The 19,170-nt window shown below is 61.9% G+C and carries 13 protein-coding genes; 7 read left to right on the top strand and 6 right to left on the bottom strand.

Going from position 1 to position 19,170, the window contains the following annotated elements; translation table 11 throughout:
- The first annotated feature begins 2 nt into the window (after positions 1–2).
- Complete coding sequence (locus BN3659_RS10180; protein WP_091536711.1) at positions 3–623, top strand: hypothetical protein; 621 nt, start codon at positions 3–5, stop codon at positions 621–623.
- Positions 624–1,668: 1,045 nt separating this feature from the next.
- On the top strand, positions 1,669–4,905 hold the full coding sequence (locus tag BN3659_RS10175; protein WP_091536709.1) for a glycosyltransferase family 117 protein: 3,237 nt from the start codon (positions 1,669–1,671) through the stop codon (positions 4,903–4,905).
- Positions 4,906–5,296: 391 nt separating this feature from the next.
- Here the strand turns inward: BN3659_RS10175 and BN3659_RS10170 are convergent, their stop codons facing one another.
- The gene (locus BN3659_RS10170; protein ID WP_091536708.1) at positions 5,297–7,003 is read right to left on the bottom strand and encodes an AMP-binding protein; all 1,707 of its coding nucleotides are present in this window, start codon (positions 7,001–7,003) and stop codon (positions 5,297–5,299) included.
- A gap of 100 nt (positions 7,004–7,103) precedes the next feature.
- Here BN3659_RS10170 and queG point away from each other — a divergent pair, with 100 nt between their 5' ends.
- The gene (queG, locus tag BN3659_RS10165) at positions 7,104–8,015 is read left to right on the top strand and encodes a tRNA epoxyqueuosine(34) reductase QueG (RefSeq protein WP_091536706.1); all 912 of its coding nucleotides are present in this window, start codon (positions 7,104–7,106) and stop codon (positions 8,013–8,015) included.
- A 295-nt stretch (positions 8,016–8,310) separates the two neighbouring features.
- Here the strand turns inward: queG and BN3659_RS10160 are convergent, their stop codons facing one another.
- The 5 genes from BN3659_RS10160 to BN3659_RS10140 form a co-directional block, all read right to left on the bottom strand.
- The gene (locus tag BN3659_RS10160) at positions 8,311–9,270 is read right to left on the bottom strand and encodes a tetratricopeptide repeat protein (RefSeq protein ID WP_091536704.1); all 960 of its coding nucleotides are present in this window, start codon (positions 9,268–9,270) and stop codon (positions 8,311–8,313) included.
- 91 nt (positions 9,271–9,361) lie between these two features.
- Positions 9,362–9,811 carry a nucleoside deaminase gene (locus BN3659_RS10155; protein ID WP_091536782.1) on the bottom strand — a complete coding sequence of 150 codons (450 nt, stop codon included), beginning with the start codon at positions 9,809–9,811 and terminating at the stop codon, positions 9,362–9,364.
- Positions 9,812–10,152: 341 nt separating this feature from the next.
- Positions 10,153–10,641, bottom strand: coding sequence for an NADH-quinone oxidoreductase subunit NuoE family protein (locus BN3659_RS10150; RefSeq protein ID WP_091536703.1), 489 nt, complete (start codon positions 10,639–10,641; stop codon positions 10,153–10,155).
- A gap of 11 nt (positions 10,642–10,652) precedes the next feature.
- Positions 10,653–12,413 carry an NADH-dependent [FeFe] hydrogenase, group A6 gene (locus BN3659_RS10145; RefSeq protein ID WP_091536701.1) on the bottom strand — a complete coding sequence of 587 codons (1,761 nt, stop codon included), beginning with the start codon at positions 12,411–12,413 and terminating at the stop codon, positions 10,653–10,655.
- A gap of 22 nt (positions 12,414–12,435) precedes the next feature.
- Complete coding sequence (locus BN3659_RS10140; protein ID WP_091536699.1) at positions 12,436–14,214, bottom strand: NADH-quinone oxidoreductase subunit NuoF; 1,779 nt, start codon at positions 14,212–14,214, stop codon at positions 12,436–12,438.
- 477 nt (positions 14,215–14,691) lie between these two features.
- Here BN3659_RS10140 and aspS point away from each other — a divergent pair, with 477 nt between their 5' ends.
- The 4 genes from aspS to BN3659_RS10120 form a co-directional block, all read left to right on the top strand.
- Positions 14,692–16,446, top strand: a complete 1,755-nt coding sequence (gene aspS, locus BN3659_RS10135; protein WP_091536698.1) for an aspartate--tRNA ligase — start codon at positions 14,692–14,694, stop codon at positions 16,444–16,446.
- Positions 16,447–16,560: 114 nt separating this feature from the next.
- Complete coding sequence (locus BN3659_RS10130; protein WP_091536696.1) at positions 16,561–16,836, top strand: putative quinol monooxygenase; 276 nt, start codon at positions 16,561–16,563, stop codon at positions 16,834–16,836.
- Between the two features lie 334 nt (positions 16,837–17,170).
- On the top strand, positions 17,171–18,445 hold the full coding sequence (locus BN3659_RS10125; RefSeq protein WP_091536694.1) for a replication-associated recombination protein A: 1,275 nt from the start codon (positions 17,171–17,173) through the stop codon (positions 18,443–18,445).
- A gap of 239 nt (positions 18,446–18,684) precedes the next feature.
- Positions 18,685–19,170 (top strand): metallophosphoesterase family protein (locus BN3659_RS10120; protein ID WP_091536780.1); only part of this gene is annotated, 486 nt, incomplete at its 3' end.

Genomic DNA, 19,170 nt, shown 5'->3' with positions numbered 1-19,170 from the left:
TTATGAGAAAACCGAACTTCTTACTGCTTCTCGCGGGACTGTTTCTCGCAGCGGCCTGCGACGACTCCAAAGACGAAGGAGTCGTCTTTCCCGATCTGAACCCGATCCTCACGGGCAACTACTGGAAGGAGACGACCTACCCCATCGTCATGCAGGACGGACAGACCGTCGTCTCGAAAGACAAATCCCTCTCGGATCTTCAGGAGGCCGTCGGGATCGAGAATCAGAAAACCTACCCCACCTTCGACGAAGACCTCGGCGTATTCTACATGCGCGGCGACGGCGTGATCCGCAAATACACGGTCTACGACGGACAGGAGACGAAAAGTCTTTCGAACGCATATACTTACAAATACGATCCGACCGCTCAGGTGCTCCTGCTGACCGCCACACGCGACAAACTCCGGAACGGCTGGTTCGCAGATGCGGAGCTCAAGCCGGTTTCGGTCGAAGAGGACAGAGTCGTTTTCGAAGCGCCCGTCAGGGAATACACGCGCGAGGAGCTCGGTCTCGGAGCCGAAACGGTCGGACTGCAAACGATCTGGAATCTCATCGAGAATCCCAAAGACGCCAGTCGTTATGGCACCGATTTGACCGATTGCGATCCGTTGACGGGTTATTAGCCTGCGGATCGGCCGCCAAACGGACCTGCGGAGATGCCGAATCGGGGCATCTCCGCTTTTTTGCGTATTCGCGGCCGAGTTTCGTATCATACCCACGATCCGGCGTCGGAAGATTTCGTATATTCGTATCGAACCGTAAGTTTAATCCTGCCCGATCGCCTCATCTTAGGAAACTCGCCTCACCCGCAACCGAAGCGATCCCGCACCGCACGGTCCCAAGCCGATACCGAAGCATTGTTACTGACAGGAAGTCTCCTGCCTCTATGCAGCGTTCGAAGGCGAAAAAGCCTTCGACGGACCAACCTTTTACGACGAATACCCTAAAGGAATAATCGGGAGGCGGCCCCGCGCAAAACGTTCGTCTGTCGAAACACCCGATCGAAAAGGGTGCCGCCTCGAAACCTCCGGCGGGCGATAACAGGAACGGCGGCGGCAAAGGGCTGTCTAACAAGTCCCGAAAATCGGAAATCAACCCTGTCAGAATTCATTCCCACAGAGGTTAAATCGCTGTAATATAATTTATTATACAGCCCATTCATTCACACCGTTTATTCGTGTTATCTCCGAATATGCAATTCTCAGAGGGATCAAAAAAACTTGTCGGACGCCCCTTCCGTCCGAAGACCGCGCGTGCGCTCCCGACCCGGATCGCTTCGAAACGAACCGGAGCAGACGAATAAACGGCTGAACCGCCAGACAAACGAGCGGACGGATAAGCGGACGGCTGGCCCGGCAAATAAACGGCCCCGAAAGCAAACGGGCCGGCGGACAGGAGGGCGAACAGAGGAGCGGACGGATAAGCGGGCGGATGGCCCGGCAGGCGGACGGACCCGAAAGCAAACGGGCCGCCGCCCGTCCGCCTGCCCGAATGCCGGACATCCCCTCCGGCGCCCCGACACCCCGCATGCCGGCCGCACGGCGGAATCGTTTTCCAGCCGATTGCACAGCCGCAAAGTCCGCCGCGCAGAATTTAGAGGCAATAATGATGGATATTCGGCGTTAAATGATTACTTTTGCGGGAAATCACACGAGAAACCACATAATCATGCACCTCTACAAACGCTGGAACAACATCATCGGCTGGGTCGTATTCGCCGTCGCGGCGCTGACCTATCTGATGACGATGGAACCCTCGTCGAGCCTATGGGACTGCTCGGAGTTCATCGCCACCTCCTATAAACTCGAAGTCGGGCACCCGCCCGGGGCGCCGCTCTTCATGATACTGGCGCGGCTGGCGACTCTGCTGGCCCCCTCGACGCACTACGTGCCCCACATGGTCAACGCCATGAACTGCCTCGCTTCGGCATTCTGCATCCTCTTTCTGTTCTGGACGATCACCCACCTCGCCCGCCGTCTGGCGGAGCGCAACGGCATGGAGCTCTCCCCCGCAAACGCTTGGGGCATCCTCGGCGCCGGAGCCGTCGGAGCGCTGGCCTACACCTTCACCGACACGTTCTGGTTCTCGGCCGTCGAAGGCGAGGTCTACTCTCTGTCGTCGATGTTCACGGCGCTCGTGGTGTGGCTCATGCTCAAATGGGAGGAACAGGCCGACGAACCCCATTCCTCGCGCTGGATCGTGCTGATCGCCTATCTGATGGGACTGTCGATCGGCGTCCACATCCTCAACCTGCTGACGATCCCCGCACTGGTCTTCATCTACTACTTCCGCAAGACGGACCGGATTACGCTCAAAGGCGTAGTCTGCGCCACACTCGTCGCGGGCGCCATCCTGCTGGCCATCAACGGCATCATCATGCCCTACTCGGTCTACATCGGAGCGATGGTCGATGTCTTCTTCGTCAACGCGCTGGGGCTTCCGGTCAATTCGGGCATGACGGTCTTCGCACTGGCGCTCATCGGCGGTCTCGGATGGGCCTCGTGGGCGACCTACCGGCGCGGCAAAACGGTGTGGAACATCATCCTGCTCAGCACGACGATGATTCTGGTGGGCTACTCCTCCTACGCCTCCGTAACGATCCGCGCCGCGGCCAATCCCCCGATGAACAGCAACAACCCCGACAACCCCCACGCCCTGCTCTCGCTGCTCAACCGCGACCAGTACGGCGACCGCCCACTGCTCTACGGCGCCTACTACTCGGCCCCGCCCTCGGACTTCAAGTCCAAGACGCTCTACTATCTGGACGAAGACGGCAAGTATAAAAAAGCCTCCGTCCTCACGGGCATGGAGCACGACGCCGAATTCATGCACCTCTTCCCGCGCATGTGGAACTACAAGTTCTCCGACGAAGACTACAAGCCGTGGGCGGCCTACCGCACCCGCACCGAGGTGCTGCGCGACGAGAACGGCGAGATTCTCCGCGACCCGCAGGGGCGTCCCCAGCGCGGCGAAGTGCTCGACTTCGGCCGCAAGCGCATCTACACCACGGCCGACGGCGAGTCCTATGCGATCCTCGAACCGACCTTCGCCGAAAACCTCAACTATTTCTTCAACTACCAGCTCAGCTACATGTACTGGCGCTACTTCCTGTGGAATTTCGTCGGACGGCAGAGCGACATACAGCCGTCGAGGTCGCCCATCACCGACGGCAACTGGCTGTCGGGCATCCGGTGGATCGACGAGAAGTTCGTCGGTCCGCAGGAGAACCTTCCTCCCGAGGTGGCCGGCAACCGGGGACGCAACACCTACTACTTCCTGCCGTTCCTGCTGGGGCTCGTCGGCCTCGTTTACCAGCTCAACCGCGACCAGCGCAACTTCACGATCGTCATGTGGCTCTTCATCATGACGGGCATCGCGCTGGTGGTCTACTTCAACACCTCGCCGGCCGAACCCCGCGAACGCGACTACGTCTACGCCGGTTCGTTCTACGCCTTCGCCATCTGGATCGGCTTCGGCGTACTGGCCGTCAAGGCGCTGCTCGAAAAACTGTTCCGCCGCAGCACCCCGCTTCTGTCCGGAGCGGCTGCGCTCCTCTGTCTGGGCATTCCGACCCTTCTGGCGGCCCAGAACTGGGACGACCACGACCGTTCGCACCGCACCTTCGCGCGCGACATCGGTTGGAACTACCTCCAGTCGACGCTGCCCAACTCGATCATCCTCAACTACGGCGACAACGACACTTTCCCCTTGTGGTTCAATCAGGAGGTCGACGGCGTGCGCACCGACGTGCGGGTGATGAACACCTCCTACCTCGGCGGCGAGTGGTACATCGACGAGATGAAAACGCGGGCCAACGAAGCGGCTCCCGTGCCCTTCTCGCTGCCCAAAAGCAAATACACCTTCGTGAACGACTGGCTGCCCGTAACCGACGACATCAAACGCCCCGTGGACATTCGGGAGGTGATCGACTTCGTGGCGACGGACCACCCCGACAGCAAACGCATACTCTCGAACGGGGAACTGACCGACTTCATCCCCACGCGGCGGATCGCCCTGCCGGTCGACAAGGAGAACGCCGTCGCCTCGGGCATCGTCAAGGAGGCGGACCGCGATCTTATGGTCGACACGGTCTATCTGAACATCACCAAGTCCTCGCTCGACAAGAACGAACTGATGATTCTCGACATGCTGGCCAACTTCGAATGGAAGCGTCCCATCTACCTCACGCAGCCTTATATCTTTCAAGCGCTGGGTCTGCTCGACTACCTCCAGTTCGACGGCTACGCCTACCGCTTCGTGCCGATCCTCACGCCCGTCGACCGCCGGACGCTCGAAATCGGACGCATTGATCCCGACTACACGGCCCCGCTGCTGTTGGGCGAAGGGGAGCGGGGTTTCCGCTACGGGAATCTGGCCGATCCGCGCGTCTATGTCGACTACTTCATCCAGTACAATCTCGGGGCCTCCCGCTCCCGCGACGCCTTCGCCCGCACGGCCAAAGAACTGCTGCGCCGCGGCGAGACCGATCGGGCGGTCGAACTGCTCGATGCGGGCCTCGCCAAACTGCCCACGTCGCAGATCCGCTTCACGGAGTCCAACACCTATCCCTACATCGAGGCCTACTATGCCGCGGGAGCCATGAAGGCGGAGGGAGCCATCGAGAAAGGCGACGCGCTGATGCGGGAATATATCGACAATCTGATCGGTTATATCGAATATTACCTGCAATTCGAAGGGGTGCAGGCCGATATGGTGAACGATGTGATGCTCGACAAGTACGACATGCTGTGGAACCTCTACCACCTCGCGGCCTACGCCGGCCGCACGGAGATCGTCGCCGAGCTGAACGCCTATTTCCGGACGCTGGGCGCCTCCGACGCCGAACTCTACGACGTAGGCGACCGGACATCGGCCGACTCGCTCCGACCGGCTCCCCAACCCTGAGCGAGGGAAGACCGGCAGACGGCGTCGCAGGCCGCTCGAAAAGGGGCTGTCTGTCTAACAAGTCTGATTTCAACGATTTCACCCCTGCCAGAATTCATTCTGGCAGGGGTGATTTCCGATTTTCGGGACTTGTTAGACAAGCCCCTTTTTTCATTCGTACTGCTCATCGGGAACTTTCCCGGATGCGCAATTCTCAGAGGGTTGAAAAAACTTGTTAGACAGCCCCTTCCATACGTATGTTTCAAGGTTTTTTCCGAACCGGCACTTCTCAGGGGGGGGGCGAAAACTTGGCAGACAGTCGTCCTCCACATTTGCAGAAACGAAATCGCCCGCCGCGGTCGACGTCCCGCAGTCTCGCAACGTCGCACCGCAATCCCGGAATCGGACGCGCTCAGGAAGCCCGATCGGGATCGCCCGCTTCGGAACGCACGGCCCCGCCGCCGCTCGTCCGGCCGCCGTCGGCCTCTTTCGTATTTTTACCGCTGTACAGAAACCTCCGGATCTTCTGGGTCGGGGTTTTGATGAATTCGTCTTTCTCCTCCACGACCTCCGAGATACGCGAAAAGCGGTTGACTTTGGCATTCACGTAGTCCACGATCTCCTTCTTGAGCTGCTCCATCCGGGCCTCCCACTCCTCTTTCTTCTCTTCCCATTCTTCGCGCCAGCCTTCGAACTTGGCTTCGAGCGCCTCGGTGTTGAAGTGTACGAGCGCCACGAGCCGCCCCTCCTGTTCGGTAACGATCGAATCGGAGATGTAGACGTGCGTATTGAGCACGCTCTCGATCTCCTCGGGATAGATATTCTCGCCGCTCGGCCCCACGATCATATTTTTCAGACGGCCCTTGATATAAAGCCACCCGTCCTTGTCGAATTCGCCCAAGTCGCCCGTGCGGAACCAACCGTCGGCCGTGAAGACCTCGGCCGTGGCTTCGGGATTCTTGTAATACCCGAGCATGACGCTGGGCGTGCGGGCCACGATCTCGCCCTGCCGCGTCGCGGGATTGACGTTTTCGAGCCGCAGTTCGACTCCCGGCGCCTGCGGTCCGGTCGATCCGAGACGCACCTGCGACGGCGCGGCGCCGGCCAGCAGCGGAGCGGTCTCCGTGAGACCGTAACCGATGGCATAAGGGATGCGGGCTTCGAGCAGGAACGCCTCCGTCCCGCGGTCGAGTTTCGCTCCGCCGATGCCGAGGAACCGCAGACGGCCTCCGAACACCTCCATGAGCTTACGGCCCGCTACGCGGTGGAGATAGCGGCGCATGAACCCTACCTTATAAAGCGTGCGCCAGAAACCGTTGGACCGGAACTTGGCGAGCACCTGATGTCGGTAGATTTTCTCGATAATGAGCGGCACGATCAACATCACCGTGGGTCTGACTCGCTTCAACACGGGCATCAGCACCGAAGCCGTAGGCGGACGGTCGAGGTAGACGACGCGGGCCCCCATCGAGAAGGGGTAGATCATGCCGATCGAACACTCGTAGGTGTGCGACAGCGGAAGCACCGACAGGAACACGTCGTCGGGCACGACGGGGAAGATCGACGAACTGAGCCCGACCTGCGCACACAGGGCCTTGTGGGTCAGCATCACCCCCTTGGGTTTCGAGGTGGTGCCCGACGTGTAGATGATGACCGCCAGATCGTCGGGCGCGGGCACATGCGTTCCGCCGGTTCGGGAGACCTTCTGCGAGATGATGCCGAGATTCTTGGTGCGGATCACGACATTGAGCGACTCGACCGTCCGTTTCGAAAGTTTGGTGAAGAGGCGGTCCGACACCAACAGCGCCTTGCATTCGGAATGGGCGATGATCCGGTCCAGCTCGTCGTCCGAAAAATCGGGCAGAATCGGTACGGCGACCATGCCGGCCGTCGTAACGGCGAAGTACGAAACACCCCAGTTGGGCATATTGCTGCTGAGCAGCGCCACTTTGTCGCCGGGCTCCAGACCGGCCGAAACGAGCATTTCCTGCACCTTGGCGATTCGCGCGCCGACCTCGGCATAGGTAACCTTTTCGCCGTCGCACATCTCGTATGCGACCTTGTTCGGGAACATCCGGACGCTGTGCCGGACGAGCTCGTAAAGCGTATCTATAGCCATATTGTTTTCCAATATTATCCGCTATCCGGAAATAACGGAGTCGCGGCAAAGGTACGAATTATACACCATAAAAACGTTACCTTTGTACCAAATTATTGTCATGATCCGGACCGAAGCTATCAAAAAATTCGCCGCGGAAGCGGGCTTCGACCTCTGCGGCGTGGCCTCATGCCGCCACTTCGCCGACAACGAAGCCCGCTTCCGCGACTGGCTCGCACGCGGCTATCAGTCGTCGCTGGGCTACCTCGAACGCAACCTCGACAAGCGGTTCGATCCGCGCCGTCTGGTCGAAGGAGCCGAGACGGCCGTGGTCTGCGCCGTAAGCTACAAAAACCGGTTCGGCGAGGGCTATCCCGACGGGTGCCGGACGAAGATCGCCTCCTATGCCTGCACGAAGGATTACCACACGACGATCAGACGCATGCTCGGCACGCTGTTCGACGCCCTGCGTACGGAATACCCCCGTCTCGGCGGACGCCTGTTCTGCGATACGGCGCCTGTGCTGGAAAAACAACTCGCCGTCGAAGCCGGTCTGGGATGGATCGGCCGCCAGTCGTTGCTCGTAACGCCCCGCTACGGCTCCTACGTGCTGCTGGGCGAACTGCTCCTCACGGACCGAGCGGACGCCTACGACCCTCCTTTCGAAGGATCGCGGTGCGGCCGCTGCCGCAACTGCATCGACAGTTGTCCGACAGGTGCGATCGTCGCACCCCGCACGATCGACACGGCACGCTGCATCTCCTGCCACACCATCGAGCGGGAACCCGCCGCTCCGATCGCCCTCCACGGCTGGATTTTCGGCTGCGACGAGTGCCTGAGCTGCTGTCCCTACAACCGAAAAGCGCCCATGCACTCCAATCCGGTATTCGACCCCCTTTTCGATCCGACGGCGCTGGACGCCGACGCTTGGACCGCGATGAGCTGCGGGGAGTTCGCGTCATGCTTCGGGGAAACCCCGCTCATGCGCAGCGGACTGGAGCGCATAAAGCGCAATGTAGCGGACGAAGGATAAACCGCGGCTGTCATCTCGGGTCCGACCTCCCATCCGGACCCATCCCCGAGCAAAAAACGGGCCGCAAGAGGCTGCGCGCCCGAATACGGCGTGCAGCCGACCGTTCCGCCTCTTCCGGAGCCGGGAAGCGGCCGGAAGGGTCCAGACGTTTTACGGACCCGTCCCACAAAAGTCCGGGGTGCCGGAGACCTTTTCGGCCGGCGCATCCGCACGGAACAGCATGGGGCGGGACGGGCCGCCGCGGCACAAAAAAAGAGGGCCGAAGCCCTCCTCTCACTGTCTGCGGCCGATCCGGTTATTTTTTCAGTTCGGCGAGCGCGGCCTTCGCAGGCTCCACGGCAGGTCCCGCGACCACCTTCTCGAATGCGGCGATGGCCTGCGGCTTCATCTCCTTGGCGTTGTATGCAGCGCCCAACGCAAGATATACATATCCCTTATCCTCGTCATTGGTCTGAGCAGCGGCCGCCTCTTCGCCCAGTTCGATCACCTTCGCATAGTCTTTCTTGTCGGCATAGGCCTGCAGACGGACCTTCTGCGCCGTGGGATTCACCGGATTCTTCGCAAGCAGCGCATCGGCCATAGCGATGATGCCGTCCGTATCGCCCGCCTGCTGCATCTTGGCCACCATGTTGTTGGTGTAGAGAGCCATCATCTCCACGGCCTTCGCGGCATCCTCGTCGTACTTGGGACCCTTCATGGCGGCAACGTTCTCGTAAACCTCCATTCCCTTTTCATACTGCGCCATGTCGTTGTTCGCCACGGCGAGTTCGCAGTAGCTCATCGCCAGATTGAGCGCCATATCCGTATTGCGGGGATTGGCCGCGTATCCTTTGGCGAAAATCTCGGCCGCCGCAGCATAATCCTTGCTGTTGAAGGCTTCGCCGCCCTGCACCTGATAGATGTTGGCCACCCAAGTGTTCGACTTCTGCATCTGGGTGTAGTCACCGTACAGATCGGCCAGTTCGGCCGACTTTTCGAAATTGGCCAGCGCCTCGTCGAAATTCTGGCTCTTGAAAGCCATGCCGCCCAACTGGAAGTAGCATTTGGGGAGTGTCGCCTTGGCCGTTGCGACCAGATCGGCGGCCTCGGGCGAGCCGGTGCCCTCGTCGATCAACTTCTGGAAGCTGGCGGCCGCAGCCGCGAAATTCTTGCTCGTGTAAGCGGTCGCCGCCTCGTTGTACAGCGCCGTGAAATCCTGCGCCGAGAGCGAAAGCGTCGCAAACAGCGCGATTGCGGATACAAAAAGTCTTTTCATTTTTCCTATTACGCTTTAATTTTTCAGGTTCGGATGCACCGCAAAGGCACATTGGACACAAAAGTAACGTTTTTTCGGATTTCCCCAAAATCTAAACGCGCAATTGCGCGAAAAAATTGTGCATGAGCTCCTCGCATTCGGCCCGCAAAACACCGCCCGCAGCGGACGCCTTCGGATGGAACACCGCCTCCGAATAGCGGCGGTAACCCTTCTTCGGATCGTCGGCGCCCCACACGATCCGCCCGATCTGGCTCCAGCCGATCGCTCCGGCGCACATGATGCAGGGCTCGACCGTTACGTAGAGCGTGCAATCCGCCAGATACTTGCCGCCGAGCGTCGTTGCGGCGGCGGTCAGGGCCTGCATCTCGGCATGCGCCGTGGGATCGGAGAGCGTCTCCACCAGATTGTGGCCGCGTCCCACGACGGCGCCGCCTGACACGACCACGGCCCCGATGGGCACCTCGCCCGCATCGAACGCCTTGCGGGCCTCGGCCAGCGCCAGCCGCATGAACCGTTCGTCGATTACTTCGTTCCGTTCCATCATCGTCTTCCGTTCAAACAAAAACAGTGCAATCACGCCCCGCCTCCGGCATCGGGAGGCATCCGGAGCGGCCGCACACCGTGCGGTTCCGCATCCGGTCCGCACGAAATCCGCACAAAAATAATACATTCCGGGGCAATACGCACTCTCCGACGGAATTCCGGGCGAAGCGCGCCCTGCGGCACAACGCTTCCGGCGGACGGTCCGAAAGCCCGTCCGCCGGACCGCAGTCCGCTCCTCCGGCTCCGCACGAGCGCTCCGTTTTCCGCCCCGTCTTCCCGCCCAACAGAGCCCGACAGAGCCGCACGAGTTCGGCTCCGCGTCCGGCTCAATGAAACGGGTCAGCATCTATCGCCATCCAACTCCCGCAGGATGCGTTCCACGTCGTCGGGCACGACCTGTCCGTAGACCTTCTTGCCGATCATCACCACCGGCGCAAGGCCGCAGGCGCCGACGCAGCGGAGACTCGACAGCGAGAACTTGTTGTCGGCCGTGGTCTGCCCCACGTCGATCTTCAGCAGACGCCGGAATTCGTCGAGCACCTTCTCGGCGCCGCGCACGTAGCAGGCCGTCCCCATGCAGACCGAAACGGGATGCTCGCCCTTGGGAGTCATCGTGAAAAACGAGTAGAACGTTACCACGCCGTAGACCTTCGCCGCGGGGATGCCGAGCCTGCGGGCGATGACCCGCTGCACCTCCTCGGGCAGGTAGCCGAAACGATCCTGCGCTCTGTGCAGGATGTTGATGAGTTCGCCCGGACGGTCGCCGAACTCCTCGCAGATGGCGTCGAGCTCCTTCAGTTTATCGCATGCTATCTTGTATCCGCTCATGGCTGTGGAATTTATTCCGATCGGTTGAAATAGCGGGTATGGAGCAGCCGGCGGGCCCGCTCGCTCAGCGGTTTGCCGAGCCACTCCCCGTAGAGCCGCACGACCGAGGGATTGCGGTGCGACTTGCGCACAGCCTTCGCGCGATCCTCGCGGTAGAGCGCCTCCATGCGGGCCCGGAGCACTTCGCCGCGGCCGTGGTGGAACGGCTGCCCGCCGCCGCCGATGCAGCCGCCCGGGCAGGCCATGATCTCGATGGCGTGGTACTCGCTGCGGCCGCTGCGGATCTCTTCGAGCAGCCGGCGGGCATTGCCCAGTCCGTGCGCCACGCCGATCTTCAGACGGAAGCCGTCCAGATCGACCGTCGCCCGCTTCAGTCCTTCGAGTCCGCGCACGGTCTCGAACTCGACCCTTTGCAGCTCCCGGCCCGTACGGAGTTCGTAAGCCGTGCGGAGCGCGGCCTCCATCACGCCGCCCGAAGCGCCGAAGATGACGCCGGCACCGGTCGATGCGCCCAGCGGAGCGTCGAACTCCTCGTCCGGCAGCCGGACGAAGTCGATGTTGGCCCGCCGGATGAGCCGCGCCAGCTCGCGCGTCGTGAGCGAGTAGTTCACGTCGGGATCGCCGCCGAGGCCGAACTCCGGACGCATGCATTCGTATTTTTTCGCCAGACAAGGCATGACCGACACCACCACGAGCTCCTCGCGGCGGATGCCCTCCTGCCGCGCCCAGAGGTTCTTGGCCACCGAACCGAACATCTGCTGCGGCGAACGGGCCGTGGAGGGGAAGCCCGGCAGATCGGGGAACTGGTGTTCGAAGAAGTTGACCCACGCCGGACAGCACGACGTGAGGATCGGCAGACACACGCTCCTATCCCCGCCGAGGAAGCGTACGAGACGGTCAAGCAGCTCCGCGCTCTCCTCCACGACCGTCAGGTCGGCGGCGAAATCCGTGTCGAAAACCTTGGCGAAGCCCAACTGTCGGAGTGCGGCCGCCATACGGCCCGTTACGGACGTCCCGGGCTCGAACCCGAACTCCTCACCCAGCGCCGCACGCACGGCGGGCGCCGTCTGCACGATCACCGTCTTGTGCGGATCGGCCAGATCGGCGAGCAGGCGCTCGGTATGGTCCGCCTCCGTGAGCGCCCCCACGGGGCACACCGCCACGCACTGCCCGCAATAGGTGCACTCCGAATCGGAGAGGTTGCGCCCGCCTTCGGGCGCAACGGTCGATTCGAATCCGCGGTTCACGGCAGCCAGCGCACCGACGGTCTGTATCTCGTTGCACATCGTCTCGCAGCGGCGGCAGTAGACGCATTTGTTCATATCTCGCACGATCGAAGGCGACATTTCGTGTTTCTGCGCCGAAAAGGCTCCGCCGGCATAGGGGATCCGACGCACGTTCACCCGCACGGCGAGGCTCTGCAAATCGCAGCTGCCCGACTTGGGGCAGACGAGGCATTCGTTGGCGTGGTCGGAGAGGATCAGCTCCACGACCGTCCGGCGGGCGTTCAACACCCGCACGGTGCTCGTGCGCACCGTCATCCCCTCCGTGCATTTCGTTACGCAGGCGGGCATCAGTTTTTTGAACCCCTCGATCTCCACCACGCACACGCGGCACGATGCGGGCGCACTGCGGATGCAGAGCTCTTTCAAGTCGATGTGGCACAGGGTCGGGATGTCTATGCCCACGCTGCGGGCCGCGTCGAGCACGGTCGTCCCGGCAGGCACGCGCACGGTATGTTTGTCTATCCGAAGCGTTACGTTCTGTTCCATGTGTGTCGGTCCGTGATATTCGTTATTTGACTCCGATGGCTTTGAAACGGCACTTTTCGATGCAGGTGCCGCACCGCACGCAGAGCGCCGGGTTTATTACGTGGGGTTTCTTGCGCTCGCCCACGACGGCATCCGCCGGGCAGTTGCGCGAGCAGACCGTGCAGCCCACGCAGATCTCGGGGTTGATGTAATAGGTGAGCAGCGGTTTGCAGCGCTTGGCCGGACAACACTTGTCCGCGACGTGGGCCACGTATTCGTCGTAGAAGTGTTCGAGCGTCGAGATCACGGGATTGGGCGACGTCTGCCCCAGTCCGCAGAGGGCCGTGTCTTTGATGACGCCGCTCAGGATGCGGAGCTGCTCCAGATCGTCCATCGAGGCTTTGCCCGCGGTGATCTTCTCCAGAATCTCGCTGAGGCGCTTGTTGCCCACGCGGCAGGGCGTACATTTGCCGCACGACTCCTCGACGATGAAGTCGAGGTAGAACTTCGCCACGGCCACCATGCAGTCGTCCTCGTCCATGACGATCATGCCGCCCGAGCCCATCATCGAACCGGCGGCCACGAGGTTGTCGAAGTCGATCGGCGTGTCGAGGTGCTTCTCCGTGAGACAGCCGCCCGAGGGGCCGCCCGTCTGCACGGCCTTGAAGCGCTTGCCGTTCTTGATGCCGCCGCCGATTTCGTAGATCACCTCGCGCAGCGTGGTGCCCATCGGCACCTCGATCAGCCCCACGTTGTTGATCTTGCCCGCCAGCGCGAAGACCTTCGTGCCCTTCGAACGTTCGGTGCCGATCGACGCGAACCACTCGGCGCCGCGCGTGATGATGACCGGCACGCTGGCCAGCGTCTCCACGTTGTTCACGTTCGTCGGGCACTCCAGATAGCCCGCCTCCGCCGGAAAGGGCGGCTTCATGGTCGGCTCGCCGCGCCGGCCCTCCATCGAGCGGATCAGCGCCGTCTCCTCGCCGCAGACGAAGGCCCCGGCGCCGTAGCGGATCTCGATGCGGAAGCTGAACTCCGTACCGAACACGCGCTCGCCGAGCAGTCCGCAGGCTTCGGCCTGCGCGATGGCCGTCCTCAAGCGCCGGACCGCCAGCGGATACTCCGCACGGATGTAGACCAGCCCCACGTCGGCTCCGATGCCGTACCCGCAGATCTCCATCGCCTCGATGATCGAGTGGGGGTCGCCCTCCATGATCGAACGGTCCATGAACGCGCCCGGGTCGCCCTCGTCGGCATTGCAGACCACGTATTTCCGGCCGGCGCGGCTGCGGCTCGTCAGCTTCCATTTGAGCCCCGTGGGGAAGCCGCCGCCGCCACGGCCCCGAAGACCCGACCGCTCGATCTCGCCGATCACATCGTCGGGCGTGCGTTCCGTCAGGCAGCGCGCCAGCGCGGCATAGCCGTCGCGCGCGATGTATTCGTCGATGTTCTCGGGGTCGATGAAACCGCAGTTGCGCAGCGCCACGCGAAGCTGTTTCTTGTAGAAATCCATATGCTTCGAGTCGCTCACGCGGCGGCCGTCCTTGGGGTCGCGGTAGAGCAGCCGCTCCACACGGCGGCTCCCCACGATATGTTCGGCGACGATCTCGGCCGCGTCCTCGGGTGCGACCTGCACGTAGAACGTGTTGTCCGGAATGATCTTAACGACGGGCCCCTTCTCGCAGAAACCGAAACAACCCGTCGCAATCGCCTCTACATCCCGCTCCAATCCGGCCGCGCGCAGCGCTTCGCGCAGCCGCTCGACGATCGTGCGGCTCGACGAAGCGTTGCACCCCGTGCCGCTGCAAACCAGTATTTGCATCTTCCGCGTCCCCGATGCGCGCCCGCATGTTTGCGCCGGGAAATTCCGGTCGCTTCTCTCCCGCAGATCGATCCGGGGCAGCGCAGCCGCCTTGATCCCTCCAGATCGGCCAGCGATCTTATTTTCTCCATAGAAAAGTTCGCAGTGTTGTCAAATTTCGTTCATGTGCGTGGAAATCTTCTGCAAGTTAAGAAAATAATCCGGCCCGCAAAACAAAAACGAACCATTCCGACGCTTCGTTTCGAAAATAAGCCGTCTCCGGCCGCTTCATTATTGAAATTTTCGATATCGTCCCGCCGCCGCACTTGCCTCTCTTCCGATCCGTTTGCCACCACGGACGGCCGTTCGTCCTCCGCCCCGGCTGCTCGGAACGGCACCGCCCGATAAAAAACCCGCGCCGGAGACGACGGATTCCCGAATTATTTCGTAATTTTGCGGATTACGAAACAAAACGAAAATCAAACCGCTATAACAATTATGTACAGAACCCATACATGCGGCTGCCTCAGAGCCGGAAACGTGAACGAAACCGTCATCCTCGCCGGCTGGGTGCAGAAGGTGCGCAATCTCGGAGCCATGACCTTCATCGACCTGCGCGACCGCTACGGCCTCACGCAGGTGGTCGTCGAGGAGCACTCGCCCGCCGAGGTGCGCGAGACGGCTGCGACGCTGGGCCGTGAATACGTCGTGCAGGTTACGGGCCGCGTCGTCGAACGTTCGTCGAAAAATCCCAAGATGCCCACGGGCGACATCGAAGTGGCGGCCGAGCGGATCGTCGTCCTCAACGAAGCCCAGACCCCGCCCTTCACCATCGAGGAGGTCTCCGACGGCGGCGACGACCTGCGCATGAAATACCGCTACCTCGACCTGCGGCGTCCGCCTTTGCAGCGCAACATGATCCTGCGGCACAAGATGGCGCAGGAGATCCGCCGCTTCCTCGACGCGGAAGGGTTCCTCGAAATCGAAACCCCCTATCTGGTCGGGTCCACGCCCGAGGGTGCGCGCGACTTCGTCGTCCCGAGCCGCATGAACCCCAACCAGTTCTACGCCCTGCCCCAATCGCCGCAGACGCTCAAGCAACTGCTCATGGTAGCCGGTTACGACAGATATTTCCAGATCGTGCGCTGCTTCCGCGACGAGGATCTGCGCGCCGACCGCCAGCCCGAGTTCACGCAGATCGACTGCGAGATGTCGTTCGTCGAGCAGGAGGACGTGCTCGAAATCTTCGAACGCTGGGCCAAGCACATGTTCCGCGAAGTGATGGGCATCGAATTCGCCGAACCGCTGCGCCGCATGCCGTGGATCGAGGCGATGGAGAAGTACGGCTCGGACAAGCCCGACCTGCGTTTCGGCATGGAGTTCGCCGACCTCACGGACCTCGCCCGCGGCCACGGATTCTCCGTCTTCGACGACGCGCAGTACGTCGTCGGTTTCGCCGCCCCGGGCTGCGCCTGCTACACGCGCAAGCAGATCGACGCCCTTACCGACTACGTGAAGCGCCCGCAGGTGGGGGCCAAAGGGCTCGTCTGGATCCGCATGGAGGCCGACGGCAGCGTCAAATCCTCCGTCGACAAGTTCTACACGCCCGACGAGGTGCGCGCCATGGCCGTTCGCTGCGGCGCCGGGGCCGGCGATCTGGTCCTCGTCCTCTGCGGCCCCAAGTTCAAGGCGCTCGCGCAGCTCTGCGCCCTGCGCCTCGAAGTGGCCCAGCAGCTCGGCCTGCGCGACCCGAAGCGGTTCGCGCCGCTCTGGATCGTGGATTTCCCGATGTTCGAGTGGGACGACGAGACGCAGCGCTTCTACGCCATGCACCACCCCTTCACCTCGCCCAAACCCGAGGACGTGCAATACCTCGAAAGCGACCCGGGCCGCGTGCGGGCCAACGCCTACGACTTCGTCTGCAACGGCACCGAGATCGGCGGAGGCTCGATCCGCATCCACGACGCCGCGCTCCAAGCCCGCATCTTCAAGGCGCTGGGCTTCACGCCCGAACGGGCGCAGGAGCAGTTCGGCTTCCTGATGAACGCCTTCAAGTTCGGCGCCCCGCCCCACGGCGGTCTGGCCTTCGGGTTCGACCGTCTGTGCTCGCTCTTCGGCGGCGCGGAGTCGATCCGCGACTACATCGCCTTTCCGAAGAACAACGCCGGCCGCGACGTGATGCTCGACGCTCCGTCGGCCATCGACCGATCGCAGCTCGACGAGTTGCGTCTCTCGCTGGTGAAACCCGAATAACACGACGAAGGCGAACCGTGAGACGACGCCTTTCCGCATCGAAAGGCATCGTCTCACGCCCTCCCCCGAGAGCAATCGCCGCCCTAAGGCACTCCATCAATAAGGAATAAAGACATGATCCGACTCAACGTTTTCGTCCGCACGACGGACGAACATCGCAACGAATTCGTCCGGCTGGCCCGCGAACTGGTCGCCGCTTCGCTCCGAGACGCAGGATGCGTGGCCTACGATCTATTCGAAAGCGCCACACGTGCCGACGTGCTGATGATTTGCGAAACATGGCGCGACGCCGAGGCGCTCGACGCTCACCGGCAGGCTCCCCATTTTCTCCGCATCGTTCCGCGCCTGCGCGAATTGGGCGAAATGAAGACCGAACGGTTCGCTTTTTAGCCGCCGCGCCCCCGCTTCGGCCGAATCCGGTCGCATGCAGTCTCGCGGAAACGGGTCCTGCTTAGGGATGAAGCCCGCTCCGGCCGGAGCGAAAAAAGGTTTCGGCGCACGGAGCTGCATGATTTTTGCGGTTCGCGGGAAACCCGCGGGAAAATCTCGACCTTCGGTTGCGTCTCAGATGCTTCCGCCCGGCAAAACCGAATTCATTTGCTTTTGCACCCGACTTATTCGTACCTTTGACTGCGTCTTAGATACTCCCGCCCGGCAAAATCAAATAAATTTGCTTTTGCTCTCGACTTATTCGTATCTTTGACTCCCGATAACTCCGATGCCTATGTCCGCTCCGCTCGCAGAACGCCTCCGCCCAAAAACGCTCGACCAATACATCGGCCAGTCGCATCTGGTCGGTCCGAACGGCGTATTCCGCAAATTCTTCGAAACGGGCAACGTGCCCTCGTTCATCCTCTGGGGTCCTCCGGGCGTGGGCAAGACCACCCTCGCGAAGATCGTCGCCACGCAGCTCCAGCGCCCCTTCTTCACGCTCTCGGCCGTTACGTCGGGCGTGAAAGACGTGCGCGAAGTAATCGAAGCGGCCAAAAAACAACGCTTCTTCGACGCCAAACCGCCCTTTCTGTTCATCGACGAAATCCACCGCTTCAACAAGTCGCAGCAGGACTCTCTGCTGGGAGCCGTCGAACAGGGGGTCTTCACGCTGATCGGCGCCACGACCGAAAACCCATCGTTCGAGGTGATCTCTCCGCTGCTGAGCCGCTGTCAGGTCTATGTGCTCAAACCGATGGAGGACGCGGACCTCGAAACGCTTCTCGACCGGGCCCTTACGACCGACGCCGAGCTGAAGTCCCGCGAGATCGAGGTGCACGAGACCGGCGCCCTGTTCCGCTTCGCGGGCGGCGACGCCCGCAAGCTGCTCAACATCCTCGACATCGTGATCGGCGCATCCGACGGCAAGGTAACGATCACCGACCGCTACGTTACCGACTGCCTCCAGCAGAACATCGCCCTCTACGACAAAAACGGCGAACAGCACTACGACGTCATCTCGGCCTTCATCAAATCGGTTCGCGGCAGCGATCCCAACGCGGCCGTCTACTATCTGGCGCGGATGCTGGCCGGAGGCGAAGAACCGCGCTTCATCGCCCGCCGGCTGGTGATCCTCGCCGCGGAGGACATCGGTCTGGCCAACCCCAATGCGCTGCTGCTGGCCAACGCCTGTTTCGACACGGTCCACAAGATCGGGATGCCCGAGGCGCGCATCCCGCTGGCCGAAACGACGATCTACCTCGCCGCCAGCCCCAAGAGCAATTCGGCCTACGCAGCCATCAACAAGGCCCTCGCCCTCGTCGAACACGACACGACGAACCGTCCCGTGCCGCTGCACCTGCGCAACGCACCGACCCGCCTCATGCAGCGCGAAGGCTACGGCAAAGATTACAAATATGCGCACGATTACGCGGGCGGCTTCGCCGAACAGGAGTTTCTGCCCGAGACGCTCGCGGGCACCAAATTCTACACGCCCAACGAAAGCAACGCACAGGAACTCAAAATCGCCGAACGCATCCGCGAACTCTGGAAAGACAAATATCGGTAACACCCGGCGGCCCCGCTCCGCGAACGGACGGTCCGTTCCGCTTCCGGCCGATCCGCAGAACAGCAGGACAGTCCGCCGTTCGTCCCTAACCGCGCACGTCCGCCCCGGCCGGATCAAACGGATCGCCGGCCCTACCGCCGCCTTTAACTTCATCCCGGATATTTCCGCCCGGCAAAATGCAAATAGATTTGCTTTTGCGCCCGACTTATTCGTATCTTTGTCCGAAAACCCATCCGCTCATGAAACGCATCGGCATCCTCTCCGACACCCACGGCACTTTCGACGCTCCGCTGCAGGAATTCCTGCGCGACGTGGACGAAATCTGGCACGCCGGCGACATCGGCTCGCCCGAGCTCGCAGACCATATCGCCCGCTTCAAACCGCTGCGGGCCGTATACGGCAACATCGACGGAGGTGCCGTGCGGCTCGCATGGCCCGAGTTCGCCTCGTTCCGCTGCGAGGAGGTACCCGTGCTGATGACCCACATCGGAGGCTATCCGCGCCGCTACGATCCGCGCGCGCTGCAAAAGATCGAAACCCTGCGGCCCAAACTCTTCGTCGCGGGACACTCCCACATCCTCAAAGTCGTCTACGACCCCGTACACGACCTGCTGCACATCAACCCGGGGGCCGCGGGCTGCTACGGGTTCCACAAGGTACGCACCGCCGTTCGTCTCACGATCGACGGCGCCGACATGCGCGACATGGAGGTGGGCGAATGGCCC

The organism is Alistipes sp. CHKCI003, from assembly GCF_900021155.1.
Lineage (GTDB): Bacteria > Bacteroidota > Bacteroidia > Bacteroidales > Rikenellaceae > Alistipes > Alistipes excrementavium.
This window is presented reverse-complemented; position numbering and strand designations above follow the sequence as displayed.